This window comes from Paraburkholderia sediminicola, from assembly GCF_046026895.1.
In the GTDB taxonomy this organism is placed as follows: domain Bacteria; phylum Pseudomonadota; class Gammaproteobacteria; order Burkholderiales; family Burkholderiaceae; genus Paraburkholderia; species Paraburkholderia sediminicola_C.
Genome location: NZ_JAQQEU010000112.1, coordinates 1 through 16,759, shown reverse-complemented (window position 1 = coordinate 16,759; position 16,759 = coordinate 1). Strand labels below are relative to the sequence as shown.

Genomic DNA, 16,759 nt, shown 5'->3' with positions numbered 1-16,759 from the left:
ATTGACGACTTGGTCTTGCGTGCCGGACCATAGGTATACGGGCTGTCCACGAAGATTCGTCGCCGGGTCGATGGTGCCGAGGGACGATTGCGCGTCCAGGTACGTCTCGGATGCCGCAAGCGTGCTGTTATACGACGCCTGATTCGACGGAAGCGTCAAGCCGCCACAATTTGCCAAAGCTGTCGCGGCTCCTCCGGTGGCGGCACACCAGTACACTCCGCCAGCGTAGACAGCGGCCCCTTTGAAGGTCGAAGAGTGGGCAACGTGCATCTGCACCGCCGCGAAACCGCCAGACGAGATACCCGCGACGAAGACCTCCGTCGGGTCAATCTGATAGCGCTGAAGTTTTTCGATCTTGGGCGTGTCCGCGGTTGGGCGCGACGTGGCGGCTGACGCCTTCGCCTGCGCAGATGCTCCCGGATCACCGGCGTCCGTACCGGCCGAATCGCCACCGCCCCCGCACCCGGCGAGGCCGATCGCCAACGCAACTGCCGACGCTAACCGCAGACCCAATGCCATCGTCATCATTGTCGCCTCCTCGTTGGAGTGGAATAAATTAGCAACATCGCTCCGCCCGTCGAACTACCGGCCGTTTTCCGCCTAAGACTCGCTAACACAGGTCATCGACAAAGCGCGAACAGCTGTTCACGGCGTGCGATGCGCCCGACGATACCCCGGCACAGCAAAAATCGCTCCCGTAGTACTTGCAATCGTCAGTCTTAGGCGCAGAGTTAAAACGGTAGAGTCGAAGACTCCCAAACGACCGATTTACTCCAACGAGCCGTTCGCGCCGCGGGGCCTTGATGGGATCTTATGGGTCGGTCACGGAAGTTTGATGCTGGGCGCGGAATGGGAGGATCGCTGGGGCGCCTAGATTTCCGGGTTCGGCCACCTTCGCTCGTTCGACCACCATGCGACCCGGTCACTTGAATGGCTGTTTGTTTGCAGATTGCGTTCAAAGAGTCTTGTTCTGGTTCAGGGGGCGCTGAAGTTGGAAGCAAGTTTTCGAGTTGTGGCGATCGGCGAAGCGGCTGATTCGGGCAAGGCAAGGCCCCCGTTGCTCGTCATGCAACTGCCTGGTTCATCCATTCAGCTTCATGCCTATATTTGTAAGCGCGTTTAGTTTAGACCTGCCCCTTCCCGCATTTTGCGAACGTTGGAAAGACCGGATGAAACACAGCGGTTTTCAATCCATGTCAGACTCACCGCACATTGCTTCGATCAGGCATGACACGCGATAATCGATGGCGACCGTGCCGGACCTGATTCGCCGTCGATAGGAATCGCACCGCAGGAAACAGCCGATTGCCTGCTTACGCGAACATTTAGTCATCCTTTGGGACTGGTGCCGGATCGCGGATACCGCACGCGGCCCTAATCATCATAAGCGCTCGCTCACAACCGGGTATCAGACGAATGAGTCGAAGTCGGATCATGATTCCCATCAACATGGCCGAGAGCGTCGTCTCGCCAATCACCCCGGGCCACCGCGAGGCCGACGGCACCGTAGCGGGGAGCGAGAACGAGGGCGACGATTATGTTTAAGAACGCCGATGCGATGCCCACGGTGGCAAGCAGGCGATCCTTCTTGCGGGGTAGAAACACGTAGCCGGCAATGAACTCGTTGAACGCAGCGAACGGGAACATCCATGCAAAGATCTGAAGTATGTGAGCGCTGTGCGCAAACGATACACCGAGGATTAAAGGCAGCACGAGAGGGGAGAGAGTGAGCGCGGCGCAGCAGATCAGACATCCGTAGCCGATTAGCAGCACAGCGCCGCGCCGGGTCGTTTGGTTCGCGCCTTCCATATCGCCTTGGACGAGTTGCCGCGTGATGGTGGGGATGAATACCTGTGCCGCCGGCCCCATCAATCCAAGGCCCATCGCCGCGAAGCGTTGCGCCGCGCCGAAGTAGCCGACCTGGTCGGGCTTAGACAATAGCGTCAAAAGATAAGTCGATGAAGCCGTCAAAACCTTGGACGCGGAAGAGTAAATGAATAGCATCGTCGAATTTCGTATAAGAGCAATGGTGCCAGCCCGTCTGATGCGTGGCCATCCCAATTGTGAAATTGCAAGTGCATCGGACAAAAAAAGAGGACAAGAAGGACGCCCCGGTGGCGCAGATCTTCGTCGTCCAGCCGCCCGGCGCGCTGCCGCCGTCGCAGCCAACCGCACTGCCGACAGTGAATCCGATACTGTTCACCGGGCAGGCGGTGCTGTCGACCGAGGGCATGGCGGAACTCGCGAAGGCGCGCGACTACCTGCGCGGCCATCCCGACACCGCCGTGCTGGCCTTCGCCTACACCGACACGCGCGGCGGCGGCGCGGTCAATCGGGCACTGGCGGCCCGGCGCGCACAGGACGTGCGGAGTGCCCTGATTGCCGAAGGCGGGATCGCCGCTTCGCGGATCTTCGTCGCCGAGTTGCCGGAGACCGACCTGCCGACCCTCACCGGGCGGGCGGTCGACCGCCAGAGCAACCGCAGCGTGCAGCTCATGCTGCTGGCGGTGCCGCCGCGCGGACATTGAGAGAATATGTGTGATAGCGGACCCAAGCGCGCCGACGTTCGGGGAGCATGGCCCGGCACCCATCTTGATCCCGATGGCCGATCGGCGCTGGACGTTCTGTTCAGATTTCTTTCAGTTCCTGCACTTCTTCAGCTAATCTTGTAAAGGTCGTTAGGGGATCGAACCATGTTAAACGTCAGTCTCAGGTCACAGCTGCAGACGTATCTGCGAAACATCCGCAGACCTGTCGAATTGATCGTGTCGCAGGGCGGTAATCAAGAATCGCCCGAGATGCTGATGATTTTGAACGAAATCGCGTCGTTGACAGATCTGGTGACGGTAATCGAGGAGCCGCAAGGTGACGAACGCAAACCATCATTTTCAATCAGGCAGGCGGGAGCAAAACCCGGCATTCAGTTTGCCGCCACTCCAACAGGGCCTGAATTTTCGTCCCTTGTCCTTGCAATACTCCAGGTTGGAGGGCATCCCGTAATAGCCGACCGTACGACCATTGAACAGATTCGAACGATAAAAAATGACTACTATTTCGAGACCTATATTTCGCTATCTTGCGCAAGCTGTGTGGACGTTGTACAAGCGCTGAACATGATGACGGTGATCAATCCACGGATTCACAACATTACGATCGACGGCGGGCTTTTTCAAAGTGAGGTGTCGGCGCGTGATATTAGCGTTGTGCCAACGATCTACATGAACGGCGAGTTATTCGGCGAGGGGCGCAGCAGCTTTGAGGAGCTCGGCGCGAGACTTCACGACATTGACATGAGCATGAGAGCGGCACTGCACGCGGCGGCCAAGCCGTAGCACTGACCTGCAGGTTATATCGGTGGCGAGTAACCGCGGCAAATTCGCCTCCGGGGGCGCTGTTATCTGGAACGCTGAAAGTCCGCAACGCGTAGACGTCAGTCGACCGCGTCGTGAACCGTGATCGACAAACGGGAGGCTAGCCATCATGAGCCGTGAACGCTGCGCCAAAAGTTTCGGCCTGCAGTGAGCCTCTCAGCCGCCGCGCGATGCGCCCGCTATGGCGACGACGATGCGGCATCCGCCGCGATCGGGGAACTCGGACCGCAAGAAGCGATGTCACGCGGTAGCGCCCCCGTGCCCCGCGCCGTTGCTGAATGACGTTCATGGGTAAGGCCTTTCTTCCAGACCGGTTGCTGTGCCATCTCGTTGTGCTCCTTTAGTAGATAGGGAAACCCCAGCGCTGCGCGTCGAGCCCGATTCGGTCAGTGCGTTCCGCCCGACTGACGACGCCAGCCTGACCGCTTTCGGCCTTCCTGTGCGTGCGGTCTTCGGATCAACCCGGCGATCCGATGTTCAAAACCGGTGGCGGGAAATTACCGTCCGGTCCACTTTACGGCGTGGTGGTGATGGCTCCGCAGATTCCGTGAAGCGTCGCCTCAGCGAAGCCGGGAGCACGGCTGTCGTTCGGGAGGTCGTTTCCTTGCTGATGACAGCCATTTCGTGCAGACGGTGACGTGTCCGCCCATCGCAGCGATCAGTGCATCCCCGGGACGCGCGACGAAGAAAAAAGCACGCGTGACGGCGATCGGCTGCCGCAGTGCTCGGCCGACGCAGACAGCAGACTCTCAGGCATCGTGGTCACACGTCGCGCGGCGTCTCGCCATTGGCGACGTCGCGGGTGGAACGGCGCTTGCTGTGCCACAAGCAAATCTTCATCGCCGGGCAAGGACAATCCATGGACAAGGAAAGAAAGAACGAAGCGTATCCCTACTCTTCGGGCGGCTGGGGATCGCTGAAGGCGGTCGCGAAAATCCTCTCGCAGGAGAAGGTCACGCTGAAAGACAGCACAGTGCTGCTGCGCCAGAACAAACCGGACGGATTCATGTGTGTCAGCTGCTCATGGGCGAAACCGGCTGATCCGCACACCTTCGAATTTTGCGAGAGCGGCGCGAAGGCGACAGCATGGGACACCACGGCCAAACGCGTCACGCACGATTTTTTCGCGGTCCATCCCGTGAGCGAGCTTCTCAGGTGGCACGACCATGACCTCGAGGAAGCCGGGCGCCTGACAGAGCCGTTGCGCTACGACGCGGCAACGGATCGCTACGTGCCGGTAAGCTGGCAGGCAGCATTCGACGAGATCGGCCGCGAGCTGAACGGCATGGACCCGGATCGCGTCGTGTTCTATACGTCGGGTCGCGCGTCGCTTGAAACGTCCTATATGTTGCAGTTGTACGCGCGAATGTATGGCACGAACAATCTGCCGGACAGTTCGAACATGTGTCACGAAAGCACCAGCGTCGGGCTGAAAGAGGCGATCGGCGTTGGGGTTGGTACCATCATGTTGGACGACTTCGAAAAGACCGATCTCATGTTCTTCTTCGGGCAAAACGTCGGCACGAATAGCCCCCGGATGCTTCACCCTCTGCAGGACGCCCGCAAGCGCGGCGTGCCGATCGTCACCTTCAATCCTCTGCGCGAGCCTGGTCTGATCAGCTTCACGAATCCGCAGTCGCCCGTGCAGATGCTCTCGCCGACCGAGACGCAGATCAGCACGCAATATCACCAGGTCAAGACAGGCGGCGACACCGCGGCGATCCTCGGTCTGTGCAAGGTTGTGATTGCCGCGGACGACGCTGCCGTCGCCGCCGGCGGCCCGCGCGTACTGGACGATACGTTCATCCGCGAACACACGCTCGGCTTTGAGGACTTCGCGGATTTTGCGCGGCAGGCCGAATGGACGGACATCGAGCGGGTGAGCGGGTTGTCGCGTGCCGACATCGAGCGCGCGGCTGATGAATATATCAAGGCGAACGCTGTCATTATTCACTACGGCATGGGACTCACGCAGCACCGTATGGGCGTGCAGAACGTGCGCATGCTGTGTAATTTTCTGCTGCTGCGAGGCAATATCGGCAAGCCCGGCGCGGGGCCTTCGCCAGTGCGCGGCCATTCCAATGTGCAAGGGCAACGCACGGTCGGCATCACGGAGAAGCCAGAACTCGCGCCGCTCGACAAGCTGGCGCAGCAGTTCTCATTCGAGCCGCCGCGCAAGAAAGGGATGAACATTGTCGAGGCGTTCGAGGCCATGGTGGAAGGAGAGGTGAGTGCGGTGCTCAACCTCGGGGGCAATCTCGTGCGCTCGGTGCCGGACCGTTTGCAGACGGAGCCGGCATGGAGCCGCCTGCGCCTCACAGTCAATGTCGCCACCAAGCTCAACCGGAGCCATCTCGTGCACGGCGCCGTGTCTTATATCCTGCCGTGCCTGAGCCGCATCGAGATCGACCGGCAGGCGAGCGGAGACCAGGCTGTCTCGATGGAAGACAGTACCGGCTGCATGCACGGCTCGCACGGCGTGACGGAACCGGCCAGCACCGATGTGCGCTCGGAACCGTTCATCGTCGCCGGGATCGCCAAGGCGACGCTCGCCGGGCGTTCGACGGTGGACTGGGATGCATGGCGCGACGACTACAGCCGGGTGCGCGCCGCGATCGCCGAGACCTACCCCGAGATCTTTCACGATTTCGAGGCGAGGATGTGGACGCCCGGCGGTTTCGTGCGGCCTTTGCCGGCGCGCGAACGCAAATGGCAGACGAAAAGCGGCAAGGCGGAGTTCATGGTGCCCCAATCGCTGGGCGAGGACCCGGACATGATGGAGCGCCAGCCGGGCGCGTTGCGGCTGATGACGCTGCGCACGGACAGCCAGTTCAACACCACCATTTATAACCTCGACGACCGGTTTCGCGGCATCAAGGGATCGCGCATGGTCATCCTGATGAATCGTGCCGACATGGAGTCGCATTCGCTTCAGGAGGGCGACGAGGTGACGCTGCAAACCATTGCCGACGACGGCATCCAGCGTCGGGTCGAAGGGCTGCGCATCGTACCGTACGACATTCCGCCAGGCTGCATTGCGGGGTACTACCCGGAGTGCAATCCGTTGCTGCCGTTGTGGCATTACGCGAAGGAAAGCAAGGTGCCGGGCGCGAAGTCGATACCGGTTCGCGTCGTCGAGCAGCGTCGCTAGCCCGTGCTCGTGAAATCTGGTGGGAAACGCGGGGTGGTCAAAGATTTCGAAATCCGGATTCGCGCGGGCCTTTCGCGACTCCCGGCACCGCGCGTTCAGTCTGGATGTATCTGCGCCGGGGAAGGGCGGCGAAGAAGATTGCCGCTAGTGTACGGAGTGCGCATGGCGAGCACGGCTGTCGTGGCGATCGGCGGTTCCTACGGCGGGCTGGAAGCGCTGCGTCGTTTTCTCGCGCATTTCATGCTGGCGGTCCCGCTGGCGGCGAGTTCGGGAATGGACGATGCCGCTGCCCCTCGCGGATCGAGCTGACCATGGACGTGAAGAAGTCGCGGATCGATCCGCTCGGGAGCGGCGCTCGTGAGTCGCGAGCCGTCAGGGACGTCTTGCGTGCAAGTGGCGGATCGGGTGGCCCGGCTGCTCTGAGCTCCGTATTCCGCGCGCGATGCAGGGCCACTCGAACGCCGCCGCGCAACCGGCCCGGCGGTGAGGACCTGGGATATCTCTCGTGGCTGTATCGTCGCCTATTGTCCGGAATGTACTCAGCCCCTGCCGCTCTGACATTGTCCGGAAGGGGCGCACGACGCCGGACGCCAGATCCATTCGGATGCGCGCTGTAGTGGACAAGCCGGCCCCGCACCTGTCGGTTCAATCCTGCCCAGGGCCGGCTCAGTCAGTATCGCGCCGGAGTCTTCCTGACTTTGGCAGGCAATGCGTGATGCCGAGCACAGCAAGCGAGGCAATCACGAACGTAGCGACTGGAAACGTGCCCGCCGTATTCACGGCAATTTCGCGCGGTCGCTCGCCGAGCAGCTGAAGCCGGCGCCGTGTCATCCTGGCGCCCAGAGAGCGGAGCTCACCTGTGAGCGCACGCTCGGCGGCTGGCAGCAACACCGTCTCTTCGTCTGCTACATGGTGCATGACTTCCCGTATCAGTTGTTGGAAGAGCCCATCGTAAGCGGCATTCTCCGGCCCCATCGTGCGGAGCCTGCCGATCGTAGCCCGCATTTCGCTGTGCTCGGGACGGCTCTTGCTGAGCGTTGGGTCGTCGGTGAGTACTGTGGCCAACGCGGGGTAGAAGATTTCTTCCTCGAGTTGCGCGTGGATCTCGAGCGCGGCACAGGTCGAGTTGACGATCGCGCGCTTGCGCCACCATGGGCTGTCGGCATGATAGCGATGGAACGCCGCGAGCACATGCATATGATCCAGCCGGATCATCGACGTGATGGTCGGAGACATCGAGGAAGTGGTATCGGGCATGACAGTTCTCCAAAGTGCTCCGTGTGCTAAAGGCGCCGGACGATCAGTCTGCAGGCGGACGCGCCGGTGTCGCCGCAAGGTGCTCGTCGTAGTGCAGCTTATGGCGCTATGCCACGCTTCGTGTCTGATCGCAGAATGAAAGCCGGTCGCCCGGACAGGTTCTCATAGCGCTCGTCGTCTTCCGCAGCGGCTTTGCGGGTGCCATCGCCTCGGCTGACGGCGCCGTTGTTGTTGGCGCAGCAAGCCGGATACCTGGCAACGGTTGCGACCTGGACGTTGAGCAAGTCGAGCGCGGCTAACCGTTCAGTTCGGCTCGCCAATGCGGCGAGCCGCTTCTTCCACGAGAAGTCGGCCAGGAAAAGGGACAGCACGAAAGGCATCGCTAACGAGATCAACGACCGGTCAATAACAGCATCGGTGCATCCACGAGAACGTGAGGGCCGAAGATCCAGGGGGCGGATATCGCAAATGGGACAATCGTCAAGACCTGGACGAGTGGGGAGCCCGCGACAAAGGGGCCCGGCGGCTCGCGCTGCTCCTGACGCTGGCAAAGAGGCCCGCAACGGCGCCCACGCCTTGGTCGATCGCGCTCAGTAGCAGGCACCCGGCATGCCCGGTGCCTGCCGGTCCATCGATCAACTCGCTGGGGAAATCAATGAGACCGGAAGGGCGCGCTTGTGACGGGTCGCCATGTAAAAGCGGTGAATGGTAGTGAACACTTCATCGCTCACCGGCTTGCCTTCCAGGAAGTCGTCGATGTTTTCGTAACTGATCCCGTAGCTATCCTCGTCCGGCTTCTGCGGCGTCAGCGTTTCGAGGTCCGCCGTCGGCACCTTGTAGGCAAGGCGGGTTGCCGCGCCCAACGCCTGCGCTAACGCGCGCACGCGTCGCTTGGTGAGACCGGCCAGCGGCAGAATGTCCGCACCGCCGTCGCCGTATTTCGTGAAGAAGCCCATTAGCGACTCAGCCGCATGGTCGGTGCCGATCACGACGCCCACCCGCGCCCCGGCGATCGCGTATTGCGCCACCATTCGTTGCCGCGCCTTGATGTTGCCGAGCACGAAGTCTTCCTGAAAGTCGTCGACGTACTGCACGTTGCCGCGCTTGAGCGAGAACAGCATCGCATCCGACGGATCCTTGATATTGACCGTGAACGTCTCGTCCGGACGGACGAACTCGAGCGCGAGCGCGGCGTCTTCCTCGTCGCGCTGGCTGCCGTAGGGAAGGCGCACAGCCATGAACTTTGCCTCATAGCCGCGCGCACGAAGGCGCTCGACGGCAAGCTGCGCAAGGCGGCCGGCAGTGGAAGAATCCACGCCGCCGCTGATGCCCAGCACGTAAGTGCGAAGCCCCTGCGACATGAGGTAGTCGCAAAGGAACGTGACGCGTTGTTCCCGCTCCATGTCGACGTCGAAGTCGTGCGCAACGCCGAGTTCGCGAATGACGGCCTCTTGCCAGGCATTCCTCTCGATAGAAGGTAGCAGGGTCATGGCGTAGTCCTCTGAGATTGTTCCCGCTGCGCGCTCGGGAATTGATTGAAGTAATGCTCGATGCGCGAAAGCGCGTACAGCGCGGCCGCCGAACGCACGTCGTTTCTGTTGCCCCGAAACTGTCGCGTTTCCGTGAAGGTTAGCAGCTCACCGTTGCGGGTGCGGAACGACCACGCGAAGCACTGCGTACCGGCCGGCGGGCCGCCCTCAGGCGCGGCATCCGCGAGACCCGTGTTGGACACGGCCACTTCGGCACAGCAGCCTTCCTGGCGAAGCACGCCTTCCGCCATCTCGCGGGCGACTTCTTCGCTCGTCAGGCCGAACTCTTCCATCGTCGTTTCCCTGACGCCGAGGAAGCCTGCTTTGCCCGAGGGAGAGTAGCTCACGAAGCCGACGTCGAGGCACGCACCGCTGCCCGGTACGCTCGCGAGGTAGGACGCAATCTGGCCACCGGTGCAGGATTCGGCAGTCGCAAGTCTCAGACCTCGTGATGTCAGGAAAGACACGACTTGCATGGGAATATTCATCGGCTGGCCTCCAGCAGTGAGACGGTTGATCTTATTGCGCACGAAGCGTAATGGGACTAGCAAGGATCGATCCGCGCGCGACGCTCAGATGCCGCTGTGGAGAATGTTCGCCTCCGCGAGGACGCCGGGGACATGCGGCGGCGGCCGGTTGACCACGTGGGGTTGGCTCGCGGCACACGCGTTGCTGCGAATGGATTGCTGTAACCGGTTGTAGCCATCACGCCGTTTTCAGCAGTTGCGGTCCTCGCGCGCCGCACAGGTGTAGCAACGAGACGCTTTGAGACCGTGATCCCTTTGCCCGTTCGACGGGTAACCTCACCTTTGGAGCACGAAATGAGAGCCCTTTGCTGGCACGGCAAGAAGGATGTCCGCGTCGATAATGTCCCGGACCCAATCATCGAGCATTCGCGGGATGCCATCATCAGGGTGTCGAGCTGTGCGATCTGCGGCTCGGATCTTCACCTGTTTGACGGCTTCATGCCGAGCATGAAATCGGGCGACATCCTGGGACATGAGTTCATGGGCGAAGTGATGGAGGTCGGCGCCGATAACAAGCGTCTGAAGGTGGGCGACCGGGTTGTCGTGCCGTTCACGATAGCGTGTGGCGAATGTGATCAATGCCGCCGGGGTTACTTTTCAGTTTGCGAGCGCTCGAACCGGAACAAGGAAATGGCCGACAAGGTGTTCGGCCACAGCACAGCCGGCCTGTTTGGTTATTCACATCTCACCGGGGGTTATCCGGGAGGGCAGGCGGAGTACGTGCGTGTTCCCTTCGCAGACTTTACGCCGGTCAAGATTCCGGACGGTTTGACGGACGAGCAGGTGCTGTTTCTCGGCGATATCTTCCCGACCGGTTGGCAGGCGGCGGTTCAATGCGACATTGAACCCGCAGATACGGTTGCGATCTGGGGTGCGGGGCCGGTGGGGCAGTTCACGATAAGAAGCGCAATGCTGCTTGGCGCCAAGCAGGTGATCTCCATCGACCGGGTACCGGAACGCCTGGAAATGGCGAGGGCCGCCGGGGCTATCCCAATCAATTTCGACGACGAGAGTGTGCTTGAACGCCTGAAAGAGCTCACCCAGGGAAAGGGGCCCGAAAAATGTATTGACGCTGTCGGTATGGAATCGCATGCAACGCGGTCGTTTGATGCGATATATGATCGCGCCAAGCAGGCCATGATGCTCGAGACGGACCGGCCCCATGTGCTGCGCGAGATGATCTACGTATGTCGTCCCGCCGGTGTTCTGTCCATTCCCGGCGTCTACGGTGGCTTGATTGACAAGATTCCGTTCGGCGCGGCGATGAACAAGGGGCTGACGTTCCGCATGGGCCAGACCCACGTCAATCGCTGGACCGATGATCTCTTGCGCCGGATTCAGGAGGGGCAGATCGATCCGTCGTTTGTCATCACGCATACTGTGCCGCTGGAGAAGGGACCGGACATGTACAAGGTTTTTCGTGACAAGGAAGACGGGTGTGTGAAGGTCGTACTGAAGCCGTAGCAGGTCTGCCTGTTGATCAGCTCGACGCCCCCGGCACGTGTAACAGGTCGGATTGGGTCCGGCGAGTCATTTGGCTTTGGCTCCGGGCTTGCTCGCCGCCTTCCGCGTTCTTCGCCCGCCAGACAGGCATGGCCAGGCGTACATCCGCCATCGCGGCCGGGCGGGCCAGTTTCTCTGCCGGCCTACGGGGTGCTTGGGATGCTCGCCGCTCCATCCGGCGGCGGGAAATCGACAGTCAGTGGAGCGCTGGGGGAACGGCTGATTGATGCCGGCCTCCAGTTCCGCGTGATCGATCCCGAGGGCGACTACGACAGCGGTCATGGCATAGCGGTGGTCGGCGACGCGCATCAGGCGCTGCTGACGAGATGCAACTACTCGAACGACACGCGCAAAGCGTCGCGGTCAATCTGCTGCGTGTAGCGCTGAATGAGCCGCTGTGCTTGTGCGCCACCTTGCTCGCGAGCGTGCAAGCGCTGCGCTGCCGCACCGGCCGCCCGCACGGGCTGGTCTTCGCAGGGGCGCACCAGTGCGCATCAGCGGACGGGCTCCAACATCACCGCCAGCGTTCCCGGATCGCTTTGCACTCCAGCATTCAGATTGATCTGGTGAGGCGTCAGGGTGGCAATCGCTCGCAACAGTCGAGGCGAAAACGTCGCGCCCAGGCGAGCAATCGCGGCGTCCTGCGCGGCGCCTTCACTGTTCGCAATGTCGCGCATTTCGTCGAGCGGTAGTCCGACGAAGAGGTCGAGCCGATAGGGTGGCGTTTCCGGGTCGGCAGGAGTGTCCGGCATCGTCGCCGCGCGAAGGCGTAAGCCGGGCTGGAGATGGTCATGAAGTTCCATCAGGACCTCATAACCGGCATTGGGGGCGAGGGCGGTTTTGGCCTCGCTTTGCAGGAATGGCGCGAGCGCATCCAGCCGCGCCAGCTCTTCATCGCTCAATAACATGCGAATCTCCTTCGAGGCCGCTTGTCTTACTGCTTGTCGTCTGGCTTCGGCGGTTGCGTTTCCGACAGGTCGTCCTTGCGCACTTCTGCTTCACGCACGGTGGTACCTTCGTCGTCCGTTTCGGACACGTCGGTCGTGAAGGTTCCTTCCTCTTCAGGTTTGGATTGCGAGGACGCGGCGTCGGTTGCGCCCGGCGTTTGCGGTTGAGTGGCCATGACAGTATCCGTATGAAAAGTGAGTCAGGTAAGGGTTGACGAGCAAAGGCCGCGCCCGATCCGGGGAAAGCGGACACCGCGAATCTCAGCGATTCGGCGCGTGTCAGCCGCCGTTCGCGTCGCACCAATCGATTGCCCACGAGCTCGCGTAATCGAGCGCGGCCCGCTCGGACGGAAACTGGCCGAGGTCGCCGGACCACTTTTCTTCCGTCCGATGCTCGGCATCGGGAGACGTGCGCAACAGTGTCGCGCGTGCAAAGCACTGGCCGCCTTCGACCAGCGGCGTCACATCGATATGAAAATCGGTGTAGTCGAATTCCATTTTCCACCTCGCGTGGCACTGGGCGAGGAATGAAAACGCAGTCTGCCGGATTTCGGCTTCTTCGTTCGCGCGCGCGGCAGGAGATGAAGCTTCACTGCTCCGAGCCTTCGGTTCGTTTAAGCGGCAGCGAGGGGGGCCGTTCAATCGGTTGCGACGAAACCGTATTCCCAGTGCGGAGTGCCGGTAAAGCGGTACTCCCGATTGTGGGTGCCTCTTGCCTTTCGCGCACTTCGCCCCGGCCGCACTGATAGGGTGTAAGGCTAGCAAGCACAGTTCCCGTCAGCGCGGTGCCAGGCGGATCAGGACGGCCTGTTGCTCCTAGTCGGCCGAGTCGCGCGGCTTCGGGTCAATTCGTTGCAGCAGGCGTTGCGCGTCGAAGGGCGCATGGGTTTTGGCGTCGTTGTCGAAATAGCAGTAGATGTCGCGCTGTTTTACAACAGACGGCTCAAGGTGCGGCGCGATCAGGCGCGCGTCGGCGGGTTGCGATCCGCGCCGCCATGCATCGATTCGCGCGGCCCAGAAGTCCAGTGCCTCGTCCGGGTAAGTGCCCGAATACCTGGATTCGGTGCCGTGCAGTCGGATGTAGACGAAGTCGGCGGTGAGGTCTTCGGCGAGCGGCCACGCTTCGGTGGAGTCGGACACGACCAGCGCGACTTCATGTCGTCTGAGCAATTCGACGAACGCGCCGTCGAGAAAACTGCCATGGCGTATCTCGACGGCGTGACGCAAAGGCCGCTGTCTGTCGATCGAAACATACGGTGTCTTTACCCGCTCATCATGTTGTTTCGCCAACGCTAGTGCTGCGGAGGAATCGCGTGGCAGCAGGCGCAAGAAGCGCTCCATGCCCGCCGGTTCGAAGCGGAACGTGGGCGGAAACTGCCACAGAAATGGGCCGAGCTTCTCGTTCAAGCTCAGCATCCCCTGGGAAAAAAAGTTCGCGCTGCCCGCGCGCGCGCTTTCGTCGCGAAAGCGCAATAGATGCGTCAGATATCGGGCGCCTTTTACGCTGAAAACGAAATGGGGCGGTGTCCCGGCGTACCAGTTCCGCCACCTGTCGAGCGACTGAAGGCTGTAGTGCGTGCCATTGATTTCGATGGTCTGGAACAGCCTGGACGCAAACCGCAACTCGTCGTCCTGTTTCAGCCCGCGCGGATAGAAGCTGTCTCGCCAACCCTTGTAGCGCCATCCGGAAATGCCGATACGTACGTCGCCGATATGTTTCATGAGAATCATGCTCCAGAGCTTGCCTGACGGCGTTATCGCTTCAGGCGAGGCAGATGACACGCGAGCCCCCGCTCAAAAGTTCCCTTCTTCCGGTTCCGGCGTGGCGCGCAACTGAACCGGCCGGTGCAGACGTTCATCGACTTGTACCGCGAGCGGGCAGGACCCGTCGACTGCAGCATGCTGACGCCGTGACGGCACGCGGGTCCGGGTACGTCGGTTGCTGGCCTCCATAACCGAACCGCGTGTTTACGAAGCATCAAGAACTCACATTCTGATCAGCCCCCGGAATACCAGACGGATAGAAGTCCGCAAAGGACAGATTACAAGAGAAGATGTCGCGTGAAGCGTTTCGCGTACGGTTCATGGCCCGCTTTTACGGGCCCGCGTTCCGGACGGAAGCTGGGTCACTCGCTCGGCTCGAGGCGATCGCGTGGGACGCTTATTCCAATGCTCGCAAATCGCCGGTTACCGACAAGCCGGGCGAGGGATTCGAAGATCCGGACTACGATCTGTCAGCCGAATGGCGGGCGGCGAGCGACCGGATCAAAGCCGCCCAACCGGGGCAGCAGGACAGGGCGTCACGCCCCCGCATATTGATCGTCAACGCGTCGTCGCGCAACGACAACACTTGTCCCGGCGAGATGTCGAAGAGCTTTCGGCTCGGCAAACTCGCGCAGGAAGCGGGGGAGCGCAAATCCCGCGAGGTCGATTTCCTCGATCTGTCGCGCCTGAATTCCGACCACGATTTGCATACCATCCCTGCAAGGGTTGTGTGTCGACAGCGATGCCGCGTTGCCATTGGCCATGCAGTTGCACCTGCTGGCGGTGATTTGTCAAACGTAGCATTGTGTTCCAATTAATGTAGTTGGAAAATACAACTAATGCATAACATGAAGAGATTGATGCACTTGGATGCCACTTGGTTTGCGTTGGTAACGGTGTGAGTGCGGTATTGCTGAATCGAAGTTGATGGGTTGCCGCATTTTCTTGGTGACGCGTCGAGAGATCGGTCCAGCCAGGTGCAAGCCATTGATCGTTTCGGGATGCGCCTCGTCTCTGGTCCTGCTGTGGCTGGATGCCGAAGGCTCAACTTCCTCGACTTTTGCTAGTCACTCGCTGACAGCAAATTCTGACGTGGCGGGTCTGGACCCGAACGCAAGTGCTTCATATGGTAGCTCGGCAGTCAATGTAGGTTATTTATCGGCGCGGGCGGTGCAGAATATCGCCGCCGCGGCCAACTACACGCTCGGCAATTTCGTGTTCGGCGTCAATTACTCGAATGCGCAGTACTTTTCAGGCAGTCATTCGTTATTCGTCAGTACGGCGATTTTTAACACATACGGTGCGTTCTTGCGCTACAAATTCAATAATGCAATGGACGTAGCGGCCGGATATAGCTATACCCGCGCTTCAAAGAGTAACGGGATCGACGACTCGGCTAAATATCACCAGGTGTCGTTGAAAGAGGCTTACCATTTCTCGAAGCGGACGACAGTCTACGCGCTACAAGCCTGGCAGCATGCAACCGGACGCACGCTTGATTCTTCTGGCGAGATCATCGATGCAGCGCCAGTGGTGGGTGACTCGCAAAATTCGACGCCGTCGACCACACTCGAGCAATTCGTTGCCATGTTCGGACTTGCAGTCAGTTTCTAGTTGTGAGGCCCGCGCGGTTGTCAGCTTTGGGCGCTTGAATTTCTAAGAGCAGGGGTACGATTCCCCGATTTGGCTGAGCTGGATGTTCTATTATTATCCCGCTGCGATCCACGCTGGCCTGCGGCTAATCGAGAAGTCCGGCGCCACGGACGCTGGTTTCACGACTCTCGGAAGCTCCTGATTTTTCCATGACGATGCGTCTTGGGCTGTCCGTTCGTTGGTTCCACAGGCCGGGGCAACGGGACGTTTTACGCTCGTGGGACTTTAAACCGCTCGCGCGCTAAGGGGCTTCGGCCAGCGTTAGCAGCAATGGAGAGGAAACCGACTCTGTTTTCATGTTGATGGCGGCGCAATCTGGAGCGGTTGGTACGCGGGGCAGTGCGCTCAGTCATAGCCGAAGCTTTGCGTGGCTCCTGTACATTGCGACCGCTGTCGGGCTCATCGATGTCGTCCGTGTCGTGCTGATCACAGGACCGTGTGTCGACGGCACTTGTCCGTTGACACGCTCCGGCGCCTGATCGTGTCCGGCGTCAGCGTCGTCGAGTTCTTCGCTTTCATCGCGATAGACATCCTGGCCGTCGACCTTGATCCAGAAGAGCTTCAGCAGGCGCCCCTTGGGCACGGCGCCGGTTTCGCCAGCGCGGTTGCCGGTGCGCTCGAACGTCCGAATGGAGTGATCACCCGCGCGGAACGAAGCGAGGACTTTCACGTCGGGACCGTTAGCGTCATCCATCACCGAGCGCTGACGAAGGCCAGTATCAGTTGCAACGTCGTTGCTGCGGCATTCCACGATCACATATTTATCCCCGGAACCCGGATTGACGCCGGTGCGAAGGCGGTCGACGACTTGCGGCGGGCTGACCGCGCTTTCTTCGGATGGCCGAGCTGTCCCGAAGTGCGCCATCCGCGGCGGACCGCCTGGCTCGTCCTGAACAGCCCGAGCTTCCCCGCCGGCAGCGCGAAACACCAGCGCGCTTTCCATTCGGGTGGCGGCCATCAGCATCAGTGCATCGCGAGGTAATTCGTCGCGTCATCGACGCTTTCTACGGTGCGCGTGCTGATGGACCGCCATCCCCCGACCGCGGACCAGCACGTG

18 protein-coding genes and 2 pseudogenes are annotated in these 16,759 nt (G+C 60.9%); 9 read left to right on the top strand and 11 right to left on the bottom strand.

The genetic code is table 11. The features are described from left to right. Together PQR02_RS37175 and PQR02_RS37170 are read right to left on the bottom strand one after the other, a co-directional pair. On the bottom strand, positions 1–528 hold a 528-nt coding region (locus tag PQR02_RS37175), incomplete at its 3' end, for an alpha/beta hydrolase family protein (RefSeq protein WP_459252063.1). 797 nt (positions 529–1,325) lie between these two features. Then, positions 1,326–2,088: pseudogene (locus PQR02_RS37170) on the bottom strand (lipopolysaccharide biosynthesis protein); the annotation flags it as partial. Here PQR02_RS37170 and PQR02_RS37165 point away from each other — a divergent pair. From PQR02_RS37165 to PQR02_RS37150, 4 genes are all read left to right on the top strand, one after another. Beyond that, entirely contained in the window at positions 2,049–2,528 is a 480-nt protein-coding gene (locus PQR02_RS37165; RefSeq protein WP_408242839.1) for an OmpA family protein, read from the top strand. The pseudogene PQR02_RS37170 and the gene PQR02_RS37165 sit on opposite strands and share 40 nt — an antisense overlap. A gap of 165 nt (positions 2,529–2,693) precedes the next feature. Further along, entirely contained in the window at positions 2,694–3,332 is a 639-nt protein-coding gene (locus PQR02_RS37160; RefSeq protein WP_408242838.1) for an alkyl hydroperoxide reductase subunit F family protein, read from the top strand. Between the two features lie 898 nt (positions 3,333–4,230). Further along, entirely contained in the window at positions 4,231–6,522 is a 2,292-nt protein-coding gene (locus tag PQR02_RS37155; RefSeq protein ID WP_408242837.1) for an FdhF/YdeP family oxidoreductase, read from the top strand. Between the two features lie 162 nt (positions 6,523–6,684). After that, positions 6,685–6,831, top strand: a complete 147-nt coding sequence (locus PQR02_RS37150; protein WP_408242836.1) for a hypothetical protein — start codon at positions 6,685–6,687, stop codon at positions 6,829–6,831. Positions 6,832–7,188: 357 nt separating this feature from the next. On the opposite strand, the gene PQR02_RS37145 is transcribed toward PQR02_RS37150, so the two are convergent. From PQR02_RS37145 to PQR02_RS37130, 4 genes are all read right to left on the bottom strand, one after another. Further along, positions 7,189–7,779 carry a hemerythrin domain-containing protein gene (locus PQR02_RS37145; RefSeq protein ID WP_408242835.1) on the bottom strand — a complete coding sequence of 197 codons (591 nt, stop codon included), beginning with the start codon at positions 7,777–7,779 and terminating at the stop codon, positions 7,189–7,191. Positions 7,780–7,877: 98 nt separating this feature from the next. Then, a complete protein-coding gene (locus tag PQR02_RS37140; RefSeq protein WP_408242834.1) occupies positions 7,878–8,159 on the bottom strand; it encodes a hypothetical protein in 282 nt (93 codons plus the stop codon). A gap of 255 nt (positions 8,160–8,414) precedes the next feature. After that, positions 8,415–9,269: an NAD(+) synthase gene (gene nadE, locus PQR02_RS37135; RefSeq protein WP_408242833.1), complete on the bottom strand. Its 855-nt coding sequence runs from the start codon at positions 9,267–9,269 to the stop codon at positions 8,415–8,417. Further along, complete coding sequence (locus PQR02_RS37130; RefSeq protein WP_408242832.1) at positions 9,266–9,796, bottom strand: CinA family protein; 531 nt, start codon at positions 9,794–9,796, stop codon at positions 9,266–9,268. The genes nadE and PQR02_RS37130 overlap by 4 nt, the downstream gene beginning before the upstream one ends. Positions 9,797–10,129: 333 nt before the next feature. Here PQR02_RS37130 and PQR02_RS37125 point away from each other — a divergent pair, with 333 nt between their 5' ends. Together PQR02_RS37125 and PQR02_RS37120 are read left to right on the top strand one after the other, a co-directional pair. Beyond that, positions 10,130–11,299 carry a zinc-dependent alcohol dehydrogenase gene (locus PQR02_RS37125; RefSeq protein ID WP_408242831.1) on the top strand — a complete coding sequence of 390 codons (1,170 nt, stop codon included), beginning with the start codon at positions 10,130–10,132 and terminating at the stop codon, positions 11,297–11,299. Positions 11,300–11,497: 198 nt separating this feature from the next. Further along, positions 11,498–11,719, top strand: a complete 222-nt coding sequence (locus tag PQR02_RS37120; RefSeq protein WP_408242830.1) for a hypothetical protein — start codon at positions 11,498–11,500, stop codon at positions 11,717–11,719. Between the two features lie 113 nt (positions 11,720–11,832). On the opposite strand, the gene PQR02_RS37115 is transcribed toward PQR02_RS37120, so the two are convergent. From PQR02_RS37115 to PQR02_RS37100, 4 genes are all read right to left on the bottom strand, one after another. Next, a complete protein-coding gene (locus PQR02_RS37115) occupies positions 11,833–12,246 on the bottom strand; it encodes a hypothetical protein (protein WP_408242829.1) in 414 nt (137 codons plus the stop codon). A 26-nt stretch (positions 12,247–12,272) separates the two neighbouring features. Beyond that, complete coding sequence (locus PQR02_RS37110; RefSeq protein ID WP_408242828.1) at positions 12,273–12,461, bottom strand: hypothetical protein; 189 nt, start codon at positions 12,459–12,461, stop codon at positions 12,273–12,275. Positions 12,462–12,564: 103 nt separating this feature from the next. Continuing rightward, on the bottom strand, positions 12,565–12,783 hold the full coding sequence (locus tag PQR02_RS37105; protein WP_408242827.1) for a hypothetical protein: 219 nt from the start codon (positions 12,781–12,783) through the stop codon (positions 12,565–12,567). A gap of 318 nt (positions 12,784–13,101) precedes the next feature. Next, on the bottom strand, positions 13,102–14,007 hold the full coding sequence (locus tag PQR02_RS37100; RefSeq protein WP_408242826.1) for a DUF72 domain-containing protein: 906 nt from the start codon (positions 14,005–14,007) through the stop codon (positions 13,102–13,104). Between the two features lie 362 nt (positions 14,008–14,369). On the opposite strand from PQR02_RS37100, the gene PQR02_RS37095 reads away from it, so the two are divergent. Beyond that, complete coding sequence (locus tag PQR02_RS37095; RefSeq protein ID WP_408242825.1) at positions 14,370–14,867, top strand: hypothetical protein; 498 nt, start codon at positions 14,370–14,372, stop codon at positions 14,865–14,867. A 169-nt stretch (positions 14,868–15,036) separates the two neighbouring features. Next, positions 15,037–15,663, top strand: coding sequence for a porin (locus tag PQR02_RS37090; protein WP_408242824.1), 627 nt, complete (start codon positions 15,037–15,039; stop codon positions 15,661–15,663). Between the two features lie 388 nt (positions 15,664–16,051). On the opposite strand, the gene PQR02_RS37085 is transcribed toward PQR02_RS37090, so the two are convergent. Then, positions 16,052–16,396: a DUF3577 domain-containing protein gene (locus PQR02_RS37085; protein ID WP_408242823.1), complete on the bottom strand. Its 345-nt coding sequence runs from the start codon at positions 16,394–16,396 to the stop codon at positions 16,052–16,054. Between the two features lie 3 nt (positions 16,397–16,399). On the opposite strand from PQR02_RS37085, the pseudogene PQR02_RS37080 reads away from it, so the two are divergent. Next, positions 16,400–16,513 (top strand): annotated as a pseudogene (locus PQR02_RS37080) (ACT domain-containing protein); the annotation flags it as partial. Positions 16,514–16,759 lie beyond the last annotated feature (246 nt).

Excerpts from the sequence above, each read along its gene's own strand:
- PQR02_RS37160 (WP_408242838.1), top strand. The coding sequence starts at position 2,694 with ATGTTAAACGTCAGTCTCAGGTCACAGCTGCAGACGTATCTGCGAAAC.
- PQR02_RS37155 (WP_408242837.1), top strand. The coding sequence starts at position 4,231 with ATGGACAAGGAAAGAAAGAACGAAGCGTATCCCTACTCTTCGGGCGGC.
- PQR02_RS37150 (WP_408242836.1), top strand. The coding sequence starts at position 6,685 with ATGGCGAGCACGGCTGTCGTGGCGATCGGCGGTTCCTACGGCGGGCTG.
- PQR02_RS37145 (WP_408242835.1), bottom strand. The coding sequence starts at position 7,779 with ATGCCCGATACCACTTCCTCGATGTCTCCGACCATCACGTCGATGATC.
- PQR02_RS37140 (WP_408242834.1), bottom strand. The coding sequence starts at position 8,159 with ATGCCTTTCGTGCTGTCCCTTTTCCTGGCCGACTTCTCGTGGAAGAAG.
- nadE (WP_408242833.1), bottom strand. The coding sequence starts at position 9,269 with ATGACCCTGCTACCTTCTATCGAGAGGAATGCCTGGCAAGAGGCCGTC.
- PQR02_RS37130 (WP_408242832.1), bottom strand. The coding sequence starts at position 9,796 with ATGAATATTCCCATGCAAGTCGTGTCTTTCCTGACATCACGAGGTCTG.
- PQR02_RS37125 (WP_408242831.1), top strand. The coding sequence starts at position 10,130 with ATGAGAGCCCTTTGCTGGCACGGCAAGAAGGATGTCCGCGTCGATAAT.
- PQR02_RS37120 (WP_408242830.1), top strand. The coding sequence starts at position 11,498 with ATGCTCGCCGCTCCATCCGGCGGCGGGAAATCGACAGTCAGTGGAGCG.
- PQR02_RS37115 (WP_408242829.1), bottom strand. The coding sequence starts at position 12,246 with ATGTTATTGAGCGATGAAGAGCTGGCGCGGCTGGATGCGCTCGCGCCA.
- PQR02_RS37110 (WP_408242828.1), bottom strand. The coding sequence starts at position 12,461 with ATGGCCACTCAACCGCAAACGCCGGGCGCAACCGACGCCGCGTCCTCG.
- PQR02_RS37105 (WP_408242827.1), bottom strand. The coding sequence starts at position 12,783 with ATGGAATTCGACTACACCGATTTTCATATCGATGTGACGCCGCTGGTC.
- PQR02_RS37100 (WP_408242826.1), bottom strand. The coding sequence starts at position 14,007 with ATGAAACATATCGGCGACGTACGTATCGGCATTTCCGGATGGCGCTAC.
- PQR02_RS37095 (WP_408242825.1), top strand. The coding sequence starts at position 14,370 with ATGGCCCGCTTTTACGGGCCCGCGTTCCGGACGGAAGCTGGGTCACTC.
- PQR02_RS37085 (WP_408242823.1), bottom strand. The coding sequence starts at position 16,396 with ATGGATGACGCTAACGGTCCCGACGTGAAAGTCCTCGCTTCGTTCCGC.